Annotated in this window: 16 protein-coding genes (1 of these 16 cut by a window edge); 11 read left to right on the top strand and 5 right to left on the bottom strand. The window is 66.6% G+C overall.

Annotated features, from left to right (window positions below; translation table 11 throughout):
* Together VFQ05_01220 and sppA are read left to right on the top strand one after the other, a co-directional pair.
* On the top strand, positions 1 to 785 hold the 3' portion of the coding sequence (locus VFQ05_01220) for a hypothetical protein (GenBank protein ID HET9325373.1). Its footprint begins 406 nt before the window's first position; the window shows 785 of its 1,191 coding nt (coding positions 407-1,191); its start codon lies beyond the left edge, outside the window; its stop codon occupies positions 783 to 785.
* A gap of 74 nt (positions 786 to 859) precedes the next feature.
* Positions 860 to 2,587 carry a signal peptide peptidase SppA gene (sppA, locus tag VFQ05_01215; protein ID HET9325372.1) on the top strand — a complete coding sequence of 576 codons (1,728 nt, stop codon included), beginning with the start codon at positions 860 to 862 and terminating at the stop codon, positions 2,585 to 2,587.
* A gap of 3 nt (positions 2,588 to 2,590) precedes the next feature.
* On the opposite strand, the gene VFQ05_01210 is transcribed toward sppA, so the two are convergent.
* Positions 2,591 to 2,989, bottom strand: coding sequence for a c-type cytochrome (locus tag VFQ05_01210; GenBank protein ID HET9325371.1), 399 nt, complete (start codon positions 2,987 to 2,989; stop codon positions 2,591 to 2,593).
* Between the two features lie 196 nt (positions 2,990 to 3,185).
* Here VFQ05_01210 and fusA point away from each other — a divergent pair, with 196 nt between their 5' ends.
* From fusA to queA, 6 genes are all read left to right on the top strand, one after another.
* On the top strand, positions 3,186 to 5,282 hold the full coding sequence (fusA, locus tag VFQ05_01205; GenBank protein HET9325370.1) for an elongation factor G: 2,097 nt from the start codon (positions 3,186 to 3,188) through the stop codon (positions 5,280 to 5,282).
* A 15-nt stretch (positions 5,283 to 5,297) separates the two neighbouring features.
* Positions 5,298 to 6,047 (top strand): YebC/PmpR family DNA-binding transcriptional regulator, encoded by a 750-nt coding sequence (locus tag VFQ05_01200; GenBank protein HET9325369.1) that lies wholly within the window; start codon positions 5,298 to 5,300, stop codon positions 6,045 to 6,047.
* Positions 6,048 to 6,054: 7 nt separating this feature from the next.
* Complete coding sequence (ruvC, locus tag VFQ05_01195; protein HET9325368.1) at positions 6,055 to 6,597, top strand: crossover junction endodeoxyribonuclease RuvC; 543 nt, start codon at positions 6,055 to 6,057, stop codon at positions 6,595 to 6,597.
* Positions 6,594 to 7,223 (top strand): Holliday junction branch migration protein RuvA, encoded by a 630-nt coding sequence (ruvA, locus tag VFQ05_01190; protein ID HET9325367.1) that lies wholly within the window; start codon positions 6,594 to 6,596, stop codon positions 7,221 to 7,223. Before ruvC ends, ruvA begins: the two co-directional genes overlap by 4 nt.
* Before the next feature lie 91 nt (positions 7,224 to 7,314).
* Positions 7,315 to 8,316 (top strand): Holliday junction branch migration DNA helicase RuvB, encoded by a 1,002-nt coding sequence (gene ruvB / locus VFQ05_01185; protein HET9325366.1) that lies wholly within the window; start codon positions 7,315 to 7,317, stop codon positions 8,314 to 8,316.
* Positions 8,317 to 8,330: 14 nt separating this feature from the next.
* Positions 8,331 to 9,368, top strand: coding sequence for a tRNA preQ1(34) S-adenosylmethionine ribosyltransferase-isomerase QueA (queA, locus tag VFQ05_01180; protein HET9325365.1), 1,038 nt, complete (start codon positions 8,331 to 8,333; stop codon positions 9,366 to 9,368).
* 27 nt (positions 9,369 to 9,395) lie between these two features.
* Here the strand turns inward: queA and VFQ05_01175 are convergent, their stop codons facing one another.
* Positions 9,396 to 10,946 carry an acyl-CoA carboxylase subunit beta gene (locus VFQ05_01175; protein ID HET9325364.1) on the bottom strand — a complete coding sequence of 517 codons (1,551 nt, stop codon included), beginning with the start codon at positions 10,944 to 10,946 and terminating at the stop codon, positions 9,396 to 9,398.
* Between the two features lie 127 nt (positions 10,947 to 11,073).
* Here VFQ05_01175 and VFQ05_01170 point away from each other — a divergent pair, with 127 nt between their 5' ends.
* Positions 11,074 to 11,535 (top strand): GatB/YqeY domain-containing protein, encoded by a 462-nt coding sequence (locus VFQ05_01170; protein HET9325363.1) that lies wholly within the window; start codon positions 11,074 to 11,076, stop codon positions 11,533 to 11,535.
* Here VFQ05_01170 and mtgA read toward each other — a convergent pair.
* Together mtgA and VFQ05_01160 are read right to left on the bottom strand one after the other, a co-directional pair.
* Entirely contained in the window at positions 11,532 to 12,425 is an 894-nt protein-coding gene (gene mtgA, locus VFQ05_01165; GenBank protein HET9325362.1) for a monofunctional biosynthetic peptidoglycan transglycosylase, read from the bottom strand. The genes VFQ05_01170 and mtgA overlap by 4 nt on opposite strands.
* Positions 12,426 to 12,450: 25 nt before the next feature.
* Positions 12,451 to 13,767 (bottom strand): GAF domain-containing SpoIIE family protein phosphatase, encoded by a 1,317-nt coding sequence (locus tag VFQ05_01160; GenBank protein ID HET9325361.1) that lies wholly within the window; start codon positions 13,765 to 13,767, stop codon positions 12,451 to 12,453.
* Positions 13,768 to 13,900: 133 nt separating this feature from the next.
* Here VFQ05_01160 and VFQ05_01155 point away from each other — a divergent pair, with 133 nt between their 5' ends.
* Complete coding sequence (locus VFQ05_01155) at positions 13,901 to 14,701, top strand: enoyl-CoA hydratase-related protein (protein ID HET9325360.1); 801 nt, start codon at positions 13,901 to 13,903, stop codon at positions 14,699 to 14,701.
* Positions 14,702 to 14,716: 15 nt separating this feature from the next.
* Complete coding sequence (locus tag VFQ05_01150) at positions 14,717 to 15,142, top strand: MgtC/SapB family protein (protein ID HET9325359.1); 426 nt, start codon at positions 14,717 to 14,719, stop codon at positions 15,140 to 15,142.
* Positions 15,143 to 15,159: 17 nt separating this feature from the next.
* Here the strand turns inward: VFQ05_01150 and VFQ05_01145 are convergent.
* Positions 15,160 to 17,500 (bottom strand): T9SS type A sorting domain-containing protein (locus VFQ05_01145; GenBank protein HET9325358.1); only part of this gene is annotated, 2,341 nt, incomplete at its 5' end.

Raw genomic sequence — 17,500 nt, 5'->3', positions numbered from 1 at the left:
TCGGGAGCGAATTCCAACCGGATCGGAACGGATGGTCGGTCTTCACGGCCGTGGACCATCTGGGGCTCGAGGGCGATGAGTGGAGATTCGGATACGCAGTGACGGCTCGCGCCTTTCCTGATTCGGTGGACCGCGATCACTACGAGCATCTGGGAGAGGTCCGGTGGCGAACTCGAGGGGGTGGAAACTGGCTGGCACTGGACGCCAACCTCACTCGTCGTGTGACCGTCCGAGTCGTCCCGACGAGCCGCGACAACTTCTGGCTGGGAAACAGCGCCGTCGACGCACGAGTCGCACTGCCGGGAGCATGGAGCGTCGGCGCCCGGGCGGAGGGAGAGGCCACGCGTTATGACCTTCAGGACAGCACGCTGTACTTCAACTACCAGGTTTCTAGGCTCGGACTCCTGATGCGATGGGAGCCGAATGCACGATGGGCCCTGGCGATCGGCCCTCGAGTCGAAGACTTGTTCGCGGCGCTCGATCCGGCAGAGGAGTACCGGGAGATGAGCGGCTCTCTCGGAGTCGAATACATTGGCGCGCGGGCATGGTGGAGCGTGACTCCGTCGGCCGGCTGGCGCGATTACCACAGCGCATCGGGAATCGGCGCGCATTTCCTGCACAGCTCCTATGTCTTTTGGGGGCTCGATTTGATCGCGGATCAGGGATTGGCCGCCGGACTTCGCTTGAAGGCAATGGGTGCTTTCCGCTGGGAATACCACGAGGATCCGGTGCAGAACGCCCGTAGCATCTATGCCTCTCTGGAGCTCGTCCGCTCGCTGCGCTGACCCTCGGCTTTACATCATTCGCCGCACGCGTACACTCTGCTCCGGGTCCTCATCCTCCAACTCGGGGCGAATCCATGTCCGCACGTCGTGGAGTGTTCGTCTTCCTGCTATTGCTGGTCCTGCTCGGCGCTGCCGCGGTCTTTGCGGCGCTGACCCTCCGTCATCCCCTGGATTCCGTTCCCGAGTCGAGCGTGCTGGTCTTCGACGTGCCCGAGTACCTCGAGGAAGGAGAGCCTCCCGAGAGCCCCTATGCCGTGGACTGGTTCCAGCCTTCGCGGCCTCTGCTGTGGAAAGTGGCCTTCGGTCTGCGACAGGCCGCGGAAGACGATCACATCACAGCTCTCGTGCTCCACGTCGGTCCGGTCGACTGGGGCTGGGCGAAGGTCACTGAGGTCCGCGAGGCCATCGAGGCGTTCCGTCAGTCTGGAAAGCCGGTCTACGCGAGTTTCACCGGCGGCGGGGAGCGGGAATATCTCCTGGCCTCCTCGGCTGACCTGATCTCGTCGCCCCCGCTCACGGTGCTCCAGCTCGATGGCCTGACGGCCTCCGCGTTGTTCATGCGCGGCACCTTCGACAAGCTCGACGTCAATCCGAACTTCGAGCAGGCAGGCACCTACAAGTCCGGGGCCGAGGGCTTCACCCGACGCGAGATGTCTCCGCCCGCACGCGAAGCACTGCAGGCGCTGGTCGACGACCTCTACGGATCGCTGCTCGATACGCTGGCCGTGGCCAGGGACCTGCCACGAGACACGGTGGCCGCGCTGCTCGACCAGGGGCCTTATGACGCGCCCGAGGCGTGGGCTCAGGGCCTGATCGATACGGTGCTCTACGAATCCGAGCTGGACTCGCTCGTTGCGCAGGAGGTCGGGGATTCCGATCACACGATCTCGCTCTGGCGATACGCGGAGCGCCTCCGCCATCCGCCGGCTCGGTCGAGGTTCGCGATGGTGGTGGCGTCGGGAACGATCTCCGAAGGGAAGAGCCGCGGCGCTCCGGGTGACGAAGAGATCCTGGGCAGCGAGACGCTGGTCGACGCGCTCGATGAAGTCCGTGAGCGTCATTCGGTCAAGGCAGTGATCCTTCGGGTCGACAGCCCGGGAGGATCGGCGCCGGCCTCGGATGAGATGTGGCGAGCGGTCGAGCGGCTGAACAAAGTGAAGCCGGTCGTGATCTCGATGTCTGACTACGCGGCTTCGGGTGGCTACTACCTGTCGGTCGCGGGCAGCTCGATCGTGGCGCAGCCTTCCACCATCACCGGCTCGATCGGGGTCTATGGAGGCAAGCTCAACGTGCTGGGCCTCTATCACAAGGTCGGACTCAACGTCGAAACCGTCACGCGCGGCAAGCACGCGGAGATGCTGTCACCCTTCAAAGACTTCTCGCCGGAGGAGTCCGAGCAATTCCGAAAGAGCATGATGCACGTCTACCGGACCTTCGTGAACCGGGTGGCGAAAGGGCGTGAGATGAAGGAGGACGAGGTCGAGCGTGTCGCGCAAGGGAGGGTGTGGAGCGGCATCGCCGCCGCTCGAAACGGCCTCGTCGACGAGCTGGGCGGGATCGAGAAGGCGGTGGACGTGGCCAAGCGCCTTGCGGACATCCCTCCGGAGGAGCAGGTCGCGGTCGAGATCTATCCCAAGGTCGACAAGACATTCCTCCAGCGGATCTTCTCGGAGATGGTCAACGACGACTGGGAGGAGAGCGCCCTTCGTCTGGTTCCGGGGCTCAGCTCGTTCCTCGCCGTGGCGTTGCTTCCGAACGGTGTGGCTCTCGCGTGGCTTCCCTACCGCATCGACATCCGCTGACCGTCACTTCTTCCGGGAGAACGTCCTGACGTAGGCGATGAGGTTCGGGATCTCCTTGAGGTCGACGCCGATCTTGGTGATGGGTTGCATCCCCGACTTCACCTTGCCGTTCGTCATGCACTCCCGAAAGTACTCGTCGGTGTACTTCGGGTCCGCCATCCGTTTCGGGTCACGCCAATTCGGCGTCGGATTCCCGGTCAGCTTGATGCCTCCACTGCCGTCGGCCTTGTGGCAGGGGACACACTTCACCTGAAAGGTCTTCTTGCCCGCCGCGGGGTCACCAGGCGGCAGCTTGGGCGGATCGGCGCCCACGAAGGCGGCCATCGAGAGGCAGCCGAGGGCAAGCAGGGAAGCCACCGCGCGCCGGACGAGATGGTCCTGGATCCATGACGAAGGACGCATGCTTCATTAGAGTACGTCTGCGGCGAAGTGGGTCAAAGGATCGTTCGTCCTCTCGGCGGCCGTGTTCTTGACCCGCTTGCAGCGCCGGTGTTAGATTCCACGGGCCCAAAGCCTTACGCGAATCCGCGAGCGCTCGGGAGCCCTCCACGCTCAGCTCCGACACCACACCATCCCACACGCCAACGGGAGGTGCCCTTTGAAGGAGTACCCGACCACCAGTATTCGCAACGTCGCGCTCGTCGCTCACCACGGCGTGGGAAAAACGAGTCTCGCCGAAGCGATGCTGTTCCTGGCCAAAGCCACGAGCCGACTGGGTCGCGTCACGGACGGGACCACGCTCCTCGATCACGCGCCCGACGAGATCCAGCGGCAGATCACCATCAATCTCGGGCTGGCCCAGTTCGAGTGGTCTGGCCACAAGGTGAATCTTCTCGATACTCCGGGATTCCCTGACTTCGTCGCCGACGTCTATGGGGCGCTGCGGGCCGCGGATTCAGCCATCCTGGTGCTCCGCGCGAATGCCGGCGCCGAGGTCGGCACCGAAGTGGTGTGGGAGATCCTTCGCAAGCAGAAGACACCCACGCTCGTGGTCGTGAACATGATGGACAAGGAGCACGCGAACTTCTCCGCCGCCCTGAAGTCGGTTCACGATCGACTCGGCGCGAACGCAGTGCCCGTCCAGCTCCCGATCGGCGAGGCCGAGCACTTCCACGGTATCGTCGACCTCATCGAGAACAAGGCCTACAGCTTCACGGGAAAGGGGATGGAGGCGAAGAGCCAGGAGATCCCGATTCCCGACGACATGAAGGACGAGGTCGCCGATGCCCGCGCCAAACTCATGGAGGAAGCGGCCACCGGCGACGAGCAGCTGATGGAGAAGTTCCTGAGCAGTGGCGATCTCTCCTATGCCGAGATCCGTCACGGACTCTGCGAGCGGGTCGTGCTCGGCGATCTTCTTCCAGTCTTCTGTTGCTCCGCGTACAACAACCACGGCGTCAAGGAAGTGCTCGACGAGGTGGTGGACGTCCTGCCATCGCCGGTCGAGGTCAAGCCGATCGTCGGCAAGAACGCCTCGGGTGCGGAGGTGGAGTGCAAGGCCGACGTGGCCCAGCCCGCGGCGGCGCTGGTGTTCAAGGTGCTCTCCGAGCAGCATCTCGGGGACCTCTCTCTGCTGCGGATCTTCTCAGGCAAGCTCTCCCAGGGTCAGGAGTTGATGAACGTGGTGCGTAGCCGTCCCGAGAAGCTCGGAGCGCTCTATCAGCTGATCGGGAGGGAGCGGCACGACTGCCCGGTCGCCCATGCGGGCGACATCGTCGCCGCGGTGAAGCTCAAGGAGACCCACACCGCCGACACGCTCGCCGATCGCTCGCGGCCGGTGACCCTGCCGGCGCCTCAATTCCCAAAACCGGTGACGACGGAGAGCCTGCATCCCAAGAACAAGGGGGACGAAGAAAAGGTGGCGCAGGGGCTCGCACGGCTCCACGAGGAGGATCCGACCTTCGGCAAGCACTTCGAGCCGAGCACCAAGGAGACCCTGGTGTCGGGGATGGGCGACCTGCACCTCGAAGTCATGGTCGACCGCCTCAAGAAACGATTCGGCGTCGAGGTGCTGCTCAACAAGCCGCGCGTGCCTTATCGCGAGACCATCCGTCAGAAGGCAGAGGATCAGTACCGCCACAAGAAGCAGACCGGTGGCCGCGGCCAGTTCGGCGAGGTCCATCTGCGGCTCGAGCCGCGCAAGCGGGGCGAGGGCTTCGAATTCGCCGACGAGGTCAAGGGCGGCGTCATCCCGAACCAGTTCATTCCCGCGGTGGAGAAGGGCGTCATCGCCGGAATGGACCGCGGACCGCTGGCCGGTTATCCGGTGGTGGACGTGAGGGTCGCTGTCTTCTTCGGCAAGCACCACGACGTCGATTCATCCGAAATGGCGTTCAAGATCGCTGCCGAGACCTGCTTCCATCAGGCCATGCTCAAGGCCTCGCCGGTCCTGCTCGAGCCGATCGACGAGATCACGGTGCGAGTGCCGGAGGAGTTCCTCGGGGACGTCATGGGCGACCTGTCATCCAAGCGAGGGCGCATCCTGGGCACCGAGGCCGACGGCCGGTACCAGGTGATCCGCGCCCTGGTGCCCATGGCCGAGCTCTACAAGTACGCCAGCCACCTGCGGTCCATCACCCAGGGACGCGGCATGCACGCGGCGCGCACCGCTCACTACGAAGAAGTGCCACGCGACCAGTCCGACCGCGTGATCGCGGCCGCCAAGGCGGAGAAGGAGGCGGCGGCTCACGCGTGATGCCGCCGGCGAGTCATGTCCGGCCACTCCAAATGGGCGACCATCAAGCGGAAAAAGGCCGCGACCGACCAGGCGCGCGGGAAGATGTTCTCGAAGTACATCAAAGAGATCACGATTGCCGCCCGGCACGGCGGCGGTGATCCCAACGCGAATCCCCGTCTGCGCACCGCGATCGCCGCGGCCAAGTCGGTCAACATGCCGGCCGCGAACATCGATCGCGCGGTCAAGCGCGGCACCGGTGAAGTCGACGGCGCCCACTACGAAGAGACGCAGTATGAAGGTTATGGGCCTGGCGGCGCGGCGATCCTCGTCGAGGTCGCGACCGACAATCGCAACCGCACGACCGGCGACGTCCGACACCTGTTCACCAAACACGGGGGCAAGCTGGGAGAAGCCGGCAGTGTCGCCCACCTCTTCAAGCCCCATGGGATGATCGTCGTCGAGCGCGCCGCGGTCTCCGAGGATACGCTGATGGAGGCGGCGCTCGACGCCGGAGCCGACGATGTGGCCGCCGAAGGGGAGACATTCGAGGTCCTCACCGCTCCCGGAAGGATGGAGGTCGTGAGGGAGGCCCTGGCCAGCCGCGGCATTCCGATCGCCAGCGCCGAGGTCACGCGGATCGCGGGGCTGCACGTCCCGGTGGAGGGCAAGGACGCCGAGACGCTGCTCAGGCTCGTCGAGGCGCTCGAAGATCACGATGACGTCCAGAAGGTCTACTCGAACTTCGACATCTCTGAAGACGTGATGGCCCGACTCTCCAAGTAGGAGCTCGATGCGCGTCCTGGGACTGGACCCTGGCAGCCGACGGACCGGCTTCGGCATCGTGGAGCGGTCGGGGAATCGCATGACCTGCGTCGTCCAGGGGGCCGTCGCGCCTTCCGCGCGCCTCGATCTGCCGCGCCGCCTCCACGACATCGCCGCGAAGATCGGCGAGGTCATCGAGCAGTCCAGCCCCGAGTATGTCGTGGTGGAGAAGGCCTTCTACCATGAGAGCGTCCACTCGACGCTGGTGCTCGGCCATGTGCGGGGAGCGTTGCTGGTCGCCGCGGTCCAGCGTGGCGTGGCGGTGGCGGAGTACACGCCGCGTGAGATCAAGCTGAGCGTGGTGGGCAACGGCGGGGCCACCAAGGAGCAGGTGGCGCTCATGGTCCGTCGCCTTCTGGCGCTACGGTCGACGCCGCAGAGCGATGCCGCCGACGCGCTGGCCACCGCCATCTGCCACCTGCATCGCGCTCGCTTCACCGCTCCGGCGCGGGCCGCTTCGGCGGCCGCCGAGCGGCTCGCCGCCTTGCTCGCGCGAGGAGCGCGACGATGATCGCGTCATTGCGCGGCGTGCTCTCGGAGAAAGCCGCAGCCCACTGCGTGATCGAGACCTCCGGCGTCGGCTACCGGGTCAGCGTCTCGAGCCACACCTCGCGTGTCCTGCCCGAGCCCGGCGAAGCCGTGTTCCTCTATACCCACCAGGTCGTGCGCGAAGACGCGCTTCAGCTCTTCGGATTCGCCGACCTCGAGGAGCGTCGACTCTTCGAGCTGTTGATCACGGTAAGCGGCGTGGGCCCCAAGGTCGCCCTGGCCGTGCTCTCGGGGCTCAAGCCCGCGGCGCTCGCGCGCGCGATACGCGAGGAGAACGTCGCGCAGCTGGTCGGCATTTCCGGCGTGGGCCGCAAGACGGCAGAGCGGCTGGTGGTCGAGCTTCGCGACAAGATGGAGCTGGTTGTGACGGCGCAGTCCGCCGGCTCGCCGGCCGCCGAGCGCGGCGTGCTGCCGAAATCCGAGCGCTTCGATGACGCCGTCGCGGCGCTGGTGCGTCTGGGTTACAGTCAGGCGCAGGCGCAGGATGCGGTGAGAAAGGTGGCGGGATCGGAGGACGATCTGTCGCTCGAAGCGCTCGTGCGGCAGTCGCTGGCGCGTCTCTCCAAGTCCACGGCCGGCGTGCGCTAGGGAGGGCCCCGTGATTCCAACCCCGAAAGCTTCACGCGGTGCGGTGGAGCATCCTGGCCGCGTCGCCGACCCGGCCCGCTTCAGCGAGGACATCCAGGAGGAGCCACGACTCCGTCCGCTCGAGCTCGGGGAGTTCGTCGGCCAGCCCGGGATCAAGGAGCAGCTCGGCATCTTCCTCCAGGCGGCCCGGAGGCGTGGCGAGGCGCTCGACCACGTGCTGTTCCACGGCCCTCCTGGGCTCGGCAAGACCACGCTCGCGGCGATCCTCGCGCATGAGCTGGGCGTGGAGATCACGCAGACCTCGGGCCCGGTGATCGAGCGCCCCGGCGATCTCGCGGGATTGCTCACCAATCTCCAGCCCCGCGGCATCCTGTTCGTCGACGAGATCCATCGCCTGAGCCCGGTGGTGGAGGAGTACCTCTATCCGGCGCTCGAGGACTTCACGCTCGACATCCTCCTCGACCGCGGTCCGAGCGCCCGCTCGCTCAAGCTCAATCTGGAGCGCTTCACACTGGTGGGCGCGACGACGCGGGCCGGCCTTCTATCTTCGCCCCTGCGCGCCCGATTCGGCGTGACGCTGAGGCTCGACTATTACGGTCCCGCGGATCTGGCTTCGATCGTCCGGCGCTCGGCGGGAATCCTGGGCGTGAAGATCGCTGCGGAGGCCGCCGTCGAGCTTGCGGGTCGCTCGCGAGGAACGCCTCGTGTCGCGAATCGTCTGCTGCGCCGCGTCCGTGACTTCGCGCTCATCAAGGCCGACGGCGCCATCACGCTGCCCGTCACCCACGAGGCTCTGCGGCTCCTGGGCGTGGACGAGCGGGGTCTCGACGAGATGGATCGCCGTCTGCTCGACGCGCTGATCACCAAGTACCAAGGTGGTCCGGTGGGTCTCAACACGCTGGCGGTCGTGGTCGGCGAGGAAGCAACCACGCTCGAGGACGTCTACGAGCCTTTCCTCATCCAGGAGGGATTCCTCAAACGCACGGCGCGCGGCCGAGAAGCGACGCCGCTGGCCTATAAGCACCTCGGGTTCACGCCGCCGCCGATGGTGCGCGAGGGCGGTCCCGCACAGCCCGAGCTGCCGCTGCCCTGACACGGGCCCCCGCCTTGCGGCTCGAAGATCTCGACTACGAGCTTCCCCCCGAGCGCATCGCCCAGCATCCACTGCCCCGGCGGGAGGACGCGAAGCTCCTGATCGTGGAGCGCGAGACTTCGCGCTTGTCGGACGCCGTTGTCGCGGAGCTTCCAGATCGCCTCAGGCCCGGCGACGTCCTGGTGCTCAATGAAACGAGGGTTCGTCCCGCAAGGCTCGAGGTACGCCGCCCCACCGGAGGGAAAGTCGAGCTTCTGTTCGTGCGACCAGAGCCCGGCGGCGGGGCCTCATCGTGGCGCGTGCTCGCCCGGCCGGCCCGCCACGCGCAGCCTGGCCATCGTCTCGCCACCGTCGACGATTCACTGACGGTCGAAGTCACCGCGGCGGGGAAGGACGGCGAGCGCGTGGTGCGCATCGTCGAGGGCAACCTCGAAGCCACCCTGTCGAGGCGTGGCCAGGTCCCGCTGCCGCCCTACATCCATCATGCTCCGGATGCGGCCGATCGCGAGCGCTACCAGACCGTGTTTGCCCGGATCGAAGGGGCGGTGGCGGCTCCGACCGCCGGGCTCCACTTCAGCGAGGGGCTCCTTGCCGCGCTCGAGTCCCGGGGAATCCTGCTCGAGCGCGTGCTGCTCCACGTCGGACCGGGGACCTTTCGGCCCGTGACGGTCTCGGATCCACGCGCGCACGTGATGGACGAGGAGTACTACGAGGTCTCCGCCGATGTCGCCGATCGCCTGCGAAGGGCGCGCGAAGGCGGGGGGAGGATCGTTGCGGTCGGTACCACGGCGGTGCGGGCTCTCGAGTCCGCGTCCGACGAGAACGGTGGAACCCTCGGGCCAGCCTCGGGCTGGACTCGCAAGTACATCCTGGCGCCTTACCGCTTCCAGGCGGTCGACGCCCTGCTTACGAACTTCCACCTGCCGCGCACGACTCTGCTGCTGCTGGTGGCAGCGTTCGCGGGAGAGGACCTCGTGCGTCGCGCATATCGCCATGCGCTCGATGGCGGCTACCGTTTCTACTCCTACGGTGACGCCATGTTGGTGACCTGAGGCTGTGTCTTCCTTCCCCGCAATGACTTAGAGGGGCGGGTTGCCGTGTTTCTTGAAGGGCAGGCTCTGGCGTTTCCCGCGCAGCATCTCGAGTGCGGCGATCAGCTTGGGTCGCGTGTCCCGAGGATCGATCACGTCGTCCAGGTATCCGAGCTCGGCGGCGATCCATGGGCTCGCGAACTTCTCGTTGTACTCCGCGACCAGGCGGCGACGCTCCTCTGCCGGGTCCTTCGCGCGCGCAATCTCGTCGCGGTAGAGAATGTTCACGGCGCCCTCGGCGCCCATCACCGCCATCTCCGCGGAAGGCCAGGCGACGTTGTAATCGCCGCGAATGTGCTTGCTCGACATGACGTCGTAAGCGCCTCCGTACGCCTTGCGCACGACGACGGTGAGCTTGGGCACGGTGGCTTCGCAGTACGCGTACAGGAGCTTCGCTCCGTGCCGGATGATGCCTCCCCACTCCTGGCGTGTTCCGGGCAGGAAACCAGGGACGTCCTCGAAGGTGACGATCGGGATGTTGAACGCGTCGCAGAAGCGCACGAATCGCGCGCCTTTCACCGATGAATCGATGTCCAGCACGCCGGCCAGCACCTTGGGTTGGTTCCCGACGATGCCGACGGTACGGCCGTGGAGCCGGGCAAAGCCGACGATCAGGTTCGGCGCGAAGTGCTCGTGGACCTCGAAGAAGTCGCCGTCGTCAACGATCGGCCGGACGACGTCCTTCATGTCGTAAGGCTTGTCCGGGGCGTCGGGGACCACGTCACCAAGGATCGCCTCGCGGCGCTCGATGGGATCGCGGCATTCGCGACGCGGCGAATCCTCGGCGTTGTGCGAAGGCAGGAACGAGAGCAGCCTTCGCACCTGGCGGATCGCGTCGGCGTCGTCGCGCGCGACGAAATGAGCCACTCCGCTCTTCGTATTGTGGGTCCAGGCGCCGCCGAGGTCCTCGAAGCTCACCTCTTCCGAGGTCACGGCCTTGATGACCTCGGGACCGGTCACGAACATGTGGCTCGTGCCCTCCACCATGATCGTGAAGTCGGTGATGGCCGGCGAGTAGACCGCACCGCCGGCGCAAGGGCCCATGATCGCGGAGATCTGGGGCACCACGCCCGAGGCCAGCGTGTTCCGCAGGAAGACGTCGGCGTAAGCTCCAAGCGAAATCACGCCTTCCTGAATGCGCGCGCCACCCGAATCATTGAGGCCCACGATCGGGGCCCCGTTGTCCATGGCCAGGTCCATGATGCTGCAGATCTTGCGTGCGTTGGCCTCGCTCATCGTGCCGCCGAACACCGTGAAGTCCTGGGCGAACGCGTAAACCAGACGGCCTTCCACGGTGCCCCATCCGGCGACCACGCCGTCGCCGACGAAGCGTTTCTTCTCCATTCCGAAGTCGTGGCTCCGGTGGGTGACGAAGGAGCCGATCTCGACGAAGGAGCCCGGATCGAGCAGGAGATCCACGCGCTCCCGCGCGGTGAGGCATCCTTTGTCGTGCTGCTTGGCGACGCGGGCCTCGCCGCCGCCGACCAGCGCTTCACGGCGGCGACGCTCGAGCTCCGCGAGACGTTGCTCTCGATTCAAGCGACCTCCAGCGCGCGGGACGCGCGCGGGCGCGAGGGTAGGGAGCGTGCCGAGGACGGTCAAGGATGAACCCCTTCGTCACGTCTGTGGCCGACCTGCTAACCTCAGCCCTCTTTCGGGAGGGATCATGAGCGATCCGTCGATTCAGGACCGTATCCAGAGCGACATGACGGCGGCGATGAAGGCCAAGGACGCCGAAACGCTGAGCACCTTGCGCATGCTGAAGGCGGCGCTGATGGAGGCCCGGACCAAGAAGCCGAAAGGCGCCGAATTCTCCGCCGACGAGGAGATCGAGATCCTGATGCGCTACGCCAAGAAGCGCCGGGAGACGATCGACGAGCTCAAGAAGGCCGGACGAGCCGACCTCGTCGCGCGCGAGGAGCAGGAGATCGCGGTGACCCAGCGCTACCTGCCTCAGGCGATCTCGGAGGACGAGCTCAAGGCGTTGATCCGTGCGACCGCGGAGCGCGTTCAAGCGGCCGGTCCCAAGGATGCCGGCAAGGTGATCGGCGCCGTGCTCGGACAGGTGAAAGGCCGCGCCGATGGCGGCACCGTGTCACGTCTGGTGCGCGAGGTGCTCGGCCCCTAGGGCGGCAGCGTGTCGACCGCCAAGGTATCTACCGTGGCCGGTTCTTCGAGCGGTCCCTCTTCCTCCCACGTCGTGTCGGGTGGCGGCGCCGCCTCCGGCGTCGGCGTAGGGTCCCCGCCACCGAACAACCAGTCGAAGGGACTGGACGGGGGAGGGGCCTCGCCCAGCGCGACGCGATACTCCGATTCCGACAGGAAGCCTCGCCGCCACATGCGACCGAGGATCTTCTTCATGCGCCTCTCGATGCGGCGCGTCGGCTGGACGGGCGAGAAGCGGCGCGGGTTGATGATCACCGAGGCCAGCAGAGCCGCCTGCCGCGGCGAGAGATTGCTGGCCGAGACGCCGAAGTGGCGCCGCGCCGCGGCTTCCGCGCCGTAGATCCCATCGCCCCATTCGATGAGATTCAGGTAGAGCTCGAAGATGCGGCGCTTCGAGAGCGTCTCTTCCAAGCGACGCGCGATCAGCATCTCGCGCGCCTTGCGGATGATGCTGCGCTCCTGACCGAGGTAGAGATTCTTCGCGAGCTGCTGGGTGATCGTGCTGCCGCCTCGAACGATGCGGCCGCGCTTCCAGTTGGTGCGGGCAGCGGACTTGAGCTCGTTCCAGTCGAGGCCGTCGTGTGAGAAAAAGGCGTCATCCTCGGCGATCAGCACCGCGCGCCGGAGCAGGGGAGAAATGTGGTCGTACGCGACCCAGCGCTGGTCGATGACGGCGCGGCGTCCTTTGCGTCTGGCCTCGTCCGCCCGCGCGCGCATCAGCGATGTCTGCCGTGGGCGCGTTCGAGTGAGGGAATCGACCGGGGGGAGGCTGACCGAGGCGAAAAAGGCAATCGCGCTCACGAAGACGACGACGAGAAACGCGATGAGGGCGATCAGGCGCGCACGGCTCATGGGGGACGGCCTTTTGCCGCCTGGGTCACGCGGCGGGACGAGGCCCGACGACCACCGCGGTGATGTCGTCGCTCTGGCTGCGGCTGCCGCGGAACCTCTCGACGTCGGCGATCAGGCGGTCCAGCGCCGGCAGCGCGGCGAGCGGCTGGCACTCCTTCCAGATCGCGCGCAGCCGTTCCTCGCCGTACTCCTGGTTCCGCGGATCCATCGCCTCCGAGATCCCGTCGCTGAAAAGCAGCAAGGCGTCTTGCGGTCCGAACGATGTCTCGCCCACGGAGTACGTCGCATCTTCCATCGGACCGAGCACGAGCCCACCCGTGCTCAGCTCTTCCAGGTCGCCGTTGGCGCGGCGGAGATACGGTGGATTGTGGCCGGCGTTGGAGTACCGGACCAGGCCCTTGCTCGCGTCGATCTCGGCATAGAAGAGCGTGATGAACTTGCCCGGCATGGCCGAGCGCGCGACGCTGCGGTTGACGCGGCGCAGCGCCTCGTCGATGGGCATCTCCCCGTCGCAGAACGCTCGCAGCGAGGCCTGCACGTTGGACATCATGATGGCCGCCGGGAGGCCTTTGCCCGACACGTCCGCGATGGTGACGGCGAAGCGGTCGGCGCCGATGGGGAAGTAGTCGAAGTAGTCACCACCCACGTGACGCGCGGGGATGACCCGGCCCAGGATCTCCCACGGCCCGATCACGAGCGTCGTCGATGGGACGAGCGTCATCTGGATCGCCTTGGCCTGGTTGAACTCGCTCTCCGTGCGCTTCTGCTCTTCCTCGAGACGCCGCTTCTCTTCGGCTTCAGCGCGCAGCCGCGCCTTGTCGATGGCCTCGCCCGAGTAGGTCGCGATGATGCCGAGGAGCTGGATCTCCTCCGCACTCCAGGCACGCCCGGGCGTCCGGCTGGTGACCGCCAGCATGCCGGTGATGCGGTTCTCCACCCTGAGGGGCGCGGCCAGCACGGCGCGGACGCGGCTGGTCACGTTCTTCAGTCCCGGAAAGCGCGGGTCGGAGAGGAGATCCGGGGTGCTCAGCAGCTCGGTCTTGGTGAGGAGGAATCCCATCACGCTCATCGCCACCGGAGCTTCCCACGAGCCCGACTCGAGGCCCGCCCGTTGCTTGCGCACGATGGTGTGAGGCGCGGCCGACATCATCTCGGGCCCGAGCAGACGGATCGATCCTTCATCGGCGCCGAACAGCGTGGATGTCTTCTCCACCATCCAGTCGAGGATCGGCTGGAGCTCGTTGGTGGAGACCACCACCTGGCTGAGCTGCGCGAGGAAGTCCAGCGCCGTCTGCAGGGAGGAGGTGGCAGGAACCGCGGGCTGCGTGATGCCTTCGCTCATTCGGCGCTCTTTGGGTTGAGGTGAAAGGGGCCCGCGATTCTAGGGCCCGCCGCTTCGCCCGACAAGCGGCCCGGTGCTTGAGAGCCGTCAGGCCCCCTGCCTATACTGCGCCACACCTTTCGCGAGGCTACGGATGACCACCGCCACGTCCACCACGTACAAGAATTTGCTGGCCGAAAGCCGCGGGGCTTTGACCGTGCTGAGCATTCACCGCCCCGAAGTGCTCAACGCGCTCAATCGCGAGACGCTCGCCGAGATCGAAGACTTCGCCCAGCGATTCCTCGCCGACGCCGAGCAGCAGGCGCTCATCATCACCGGAAGCGGGACCAAGAGCTTCATCTCGGGCGCCGACATCAACGAATTGGCCGTGCTCGATCCGCGCGGAGCGCAGGAGATCTCCCGGTTCGGCCAGCGCGTGCTCGACCGATTGGAGCAGTCGCCCAAGCTGGTGATCGCCGCCATCAACGGTTACGCCTTCGGCGGTGGCTGTGAGCTGGCGCTCGCCTGCCACCTGCGGCTGGCTTCCGACAATGCCGTGCTCGGGCTTCCCGAGGTATCGCTGGGAATCATCCCCGGCTACGGCGGCACGCAGCGGCTCCCGCGTCTGATCGGTCCGGCGCGAGCGCTCGAGCTGATGACGAGCGCGCGCCGCGTGAAGGCCGAGGAGGCCGAGCGCATCGGGCTCGTGAATCGCGTAGTGCCGCAGGATCAGCTGCTTCCCGAGGCGGAGAAGCTCGCGCAGTCGGTGCTCAAGAACGGCCCGCTCGCGGTCGCCGCCGTGCTCGAGGCTGTGCACCGCGGCATGCAGACCTCGCTGGCGGACGGACTGCGGCTCGAGAGCAGCCTGTTCGGCATCCTCGCGGCGAGCGAGGACATGCACGAAGGATTGAAGGCGTTCCTGGAGAAGCGACCCGCTGAGTATCGACGCCGCTAGCAGGCGGAGGCGATGATGGACTACGTCTTCGACGACATCGTCCCGATGCTGGTGTCGATGGCCCTGGGAACGCTCCTCGGGTGGGAGCGGCAGACCGACAAGAAGCCCGCCGGACTGCGCACGCACACGCTCGTGTGCATGGGCTCCACGCTCTTCGTGCTCACCGCGCGCCACGCGCTCCTCGCGATGGGAAGCACCACGTTCGATCCCACGCGCATCATCCACGGGATCGTGACCGGCGTGGGCTTCCTCGGAGCGGGAAGCATCCTGCGTCACGAAGGCACGGTGCTGGGCGTGACCACCGCCGCCAGCATCTGGATGGTGGCCGCGATCGGGGCCGCGGTCGGCGTCAAGGCATACGCCTTGGCCGGCATCTCGGCAGTCCTGGCCCTGATCGTCCTCCAGGTCTACCAGAGGATGGATTCAAGGCTGAACCGCTAGCCGGAAACTCGAGCCCCTCAAGGAATCAGCACCATCCGCCGCGTGATCGATTCCTCTCCCGCCTTCAGCAGGCACAGGTAGACGCCGCTCGCGAGCCCACGGGCATCGAGGGCGAGCTCGTGCGGTCCCGGTCCCAACCGAGCCCGGTCCGCGAGTCGCCGGGCTTCGCGTCCGGATACGTCGTAGATGCGGACCGAGACTTCGGACTCGCGGGGCAGATCGAATCGAATGCGGGTCGCCTCGCGGAACGGATTGGGACGGCCGTCGAGGCTCAGCTCGACGCGAGCCGTCGCCGGCTCGTCGACTCCGACGATCGGCTGGCTCGGACTCGTACCGGCGACTTCGGTGTGGGGGAGGCCTTCGATCGCCTCGAATCGGCCGGCGATGCATACGGTGGAGCCTCCCACCGCCAGCGCGATCTCCAGATTGGAGAGGATCGGATCGAGATGCGGATTCCAGCTCCCCACAGAACCACTTCCGGTGCTGACCGCGGCGACACCGAATCGGGGCCAGCCGCCCACGACGTTGAAGTCTCCTCCCAGATAGACCGCCGCGTTGCCCATCGCCAGCGCTTGCACGCGTGCATTGACGTCGGGGTTCCAGCCCAAGAGACTGGCTGAACCGGCATCCACCGCGGCCGTGTTGTGGCGAGCTTGGCCACCGACGGTGGAGAAGAGCCCTCCGAAGTAGAGCGTCGACCCGAAGGTCAGGAGCGCGTTGACCTCTCCGTTGATGCTCGGAGGGGACCAGCCCGTGGCACTCCCGGTGGTGACGTCCAAGGCAGCGAGGTTGGCGCGTGCCTGGCCACCGATCGCGTTGAATAGTCCTCCCACGAAGAGGGATGAGCCGCTCACGGCCAAGGCGTTGACTCGTCCGGAGCTCATGTTCGCGTTGAAGTTCGTGGCAATCCCGGTCGTTGCGTCCACGGCGGCGATGGTGCTGCGAGACTTCCCCCCAATGATCGTGAACCCGCCGGCCGCGAAGACCGTCGTCCCCGTGACCGCCAGGCTCGACACGTAGGCGTTCGCGCCCGGGTTCCAGGGGGTGGCGTTACCCGTCCCCGCGTCCAGGGCGGCGAGTCGACCTCGGGGCGCGCCACCAATGACGTTGAAGTCGCCCCCGACGTAAACCGTCGAGCCATTCACCGCGAGCGCGAACACGTTCCCACTTGCGTTCGGGTTCCAGGGGGTGACCTTCCCCGTGGTCAGGTCGATCGCGGCAATTCGGTTCCGATTCGTGACGCCCATCATCTTGAAAAGGCCGCCGACGAACACCGTGGATCCGTCGACCGCGACGGCTCTCACGGTGCCGCCGGCGCTGGGGTTCCATGACGAAACCACCCCGCTCGTGGCATCGACGACCGCGATGTTGTTTCGGTCCTGTCCCGCAACGTTGGTGAAGGCCCCGCCCACGTAGAGCGCGGCCCCCTGCAGGGTCAGCCACTCGACGGTTCCGTTGACGGCAGGCGACCACGTCAGCGTCGAGCCCGTCGCGGCATCGAGGGCGGCGACACGAGATCGTGACTGTCCACCGATCGAGGTGAAGCCACCGCCGACGTGGAGTGTGGATCCACTGAGCACCATGGAATTCACGTCACCGTTCGGGCTCGGATTCCAGGCCATGGCCGCGCCGCTGGTGGCGTCGAGTGCCGCGCAGTTGCTGCGTGACTGGCCGCCGATGGAGGTGAAGGTCCCGCCCGCATAGACCGTCGAGCCGCTCGCCAGCAGGCTCCTGACAATCGGGAAAGAGCTGCCGCCGGCGGCCGGATTCCATGACGTGACCCCGCCGGTCGCCGCATCCAAAGCGGCGATCGACCCTCGTGACTGTCCGCCGACGGTCGAGAACTGGCCGCCCAGATAGACGATCGGACCGCTCACCGCGAGAGCGGTCACGGCGCCGTTGCAGTCGGGATTCCAGGGCAGCACGGTGGCGGTGGTCACGTCGATCGCGGCCACGCGGCCTCGTGACTGTCCGCAGAGAACCGTGAAGCTTCCCCCCACGTAGAGCGTGGAGCCGCTCAACTCCATCGCGAGCACGTCTCCGTTCGTGAAGGAAGCGGGATCCCCCCAGTCCGCCAGGGTCAGGTCAGGATTCAGGCGCGCGATTCCGGGTCTGAAGGCGCCGTCGATCTGGGTGAAGCTGCCACCGATGAACCAGCCACCCGCCCCATCCGGAGCCACAGCGACAACCGCTCCATTCGTGCGCGGGAAAGAAGACGGGGGCAGCCCGGTGACGGCGTCGATGGGAACGCCCGATCCGGTGGCCGGGCCGACGTGGGTGAAGTCGCCACCGATGTAGAGCATGTTGCCGGACACGACCGCGGCTCGCACGCGTCCATTCGCGCAGTCCATGTCGTCA

The organism is Candidatus Eisenbacteria bacterium (genome assembly GCA_035712145.1).
Classification (GTDB): domain Bacteria; phylum Eisenbacteria; class RBG-16-71-46; order RBG-16-71-46; family RBG-16-71-46; genus DASTBI01.
This window is presented reverse-complemented; position numbering and strand designations above follow the sequence as displayed.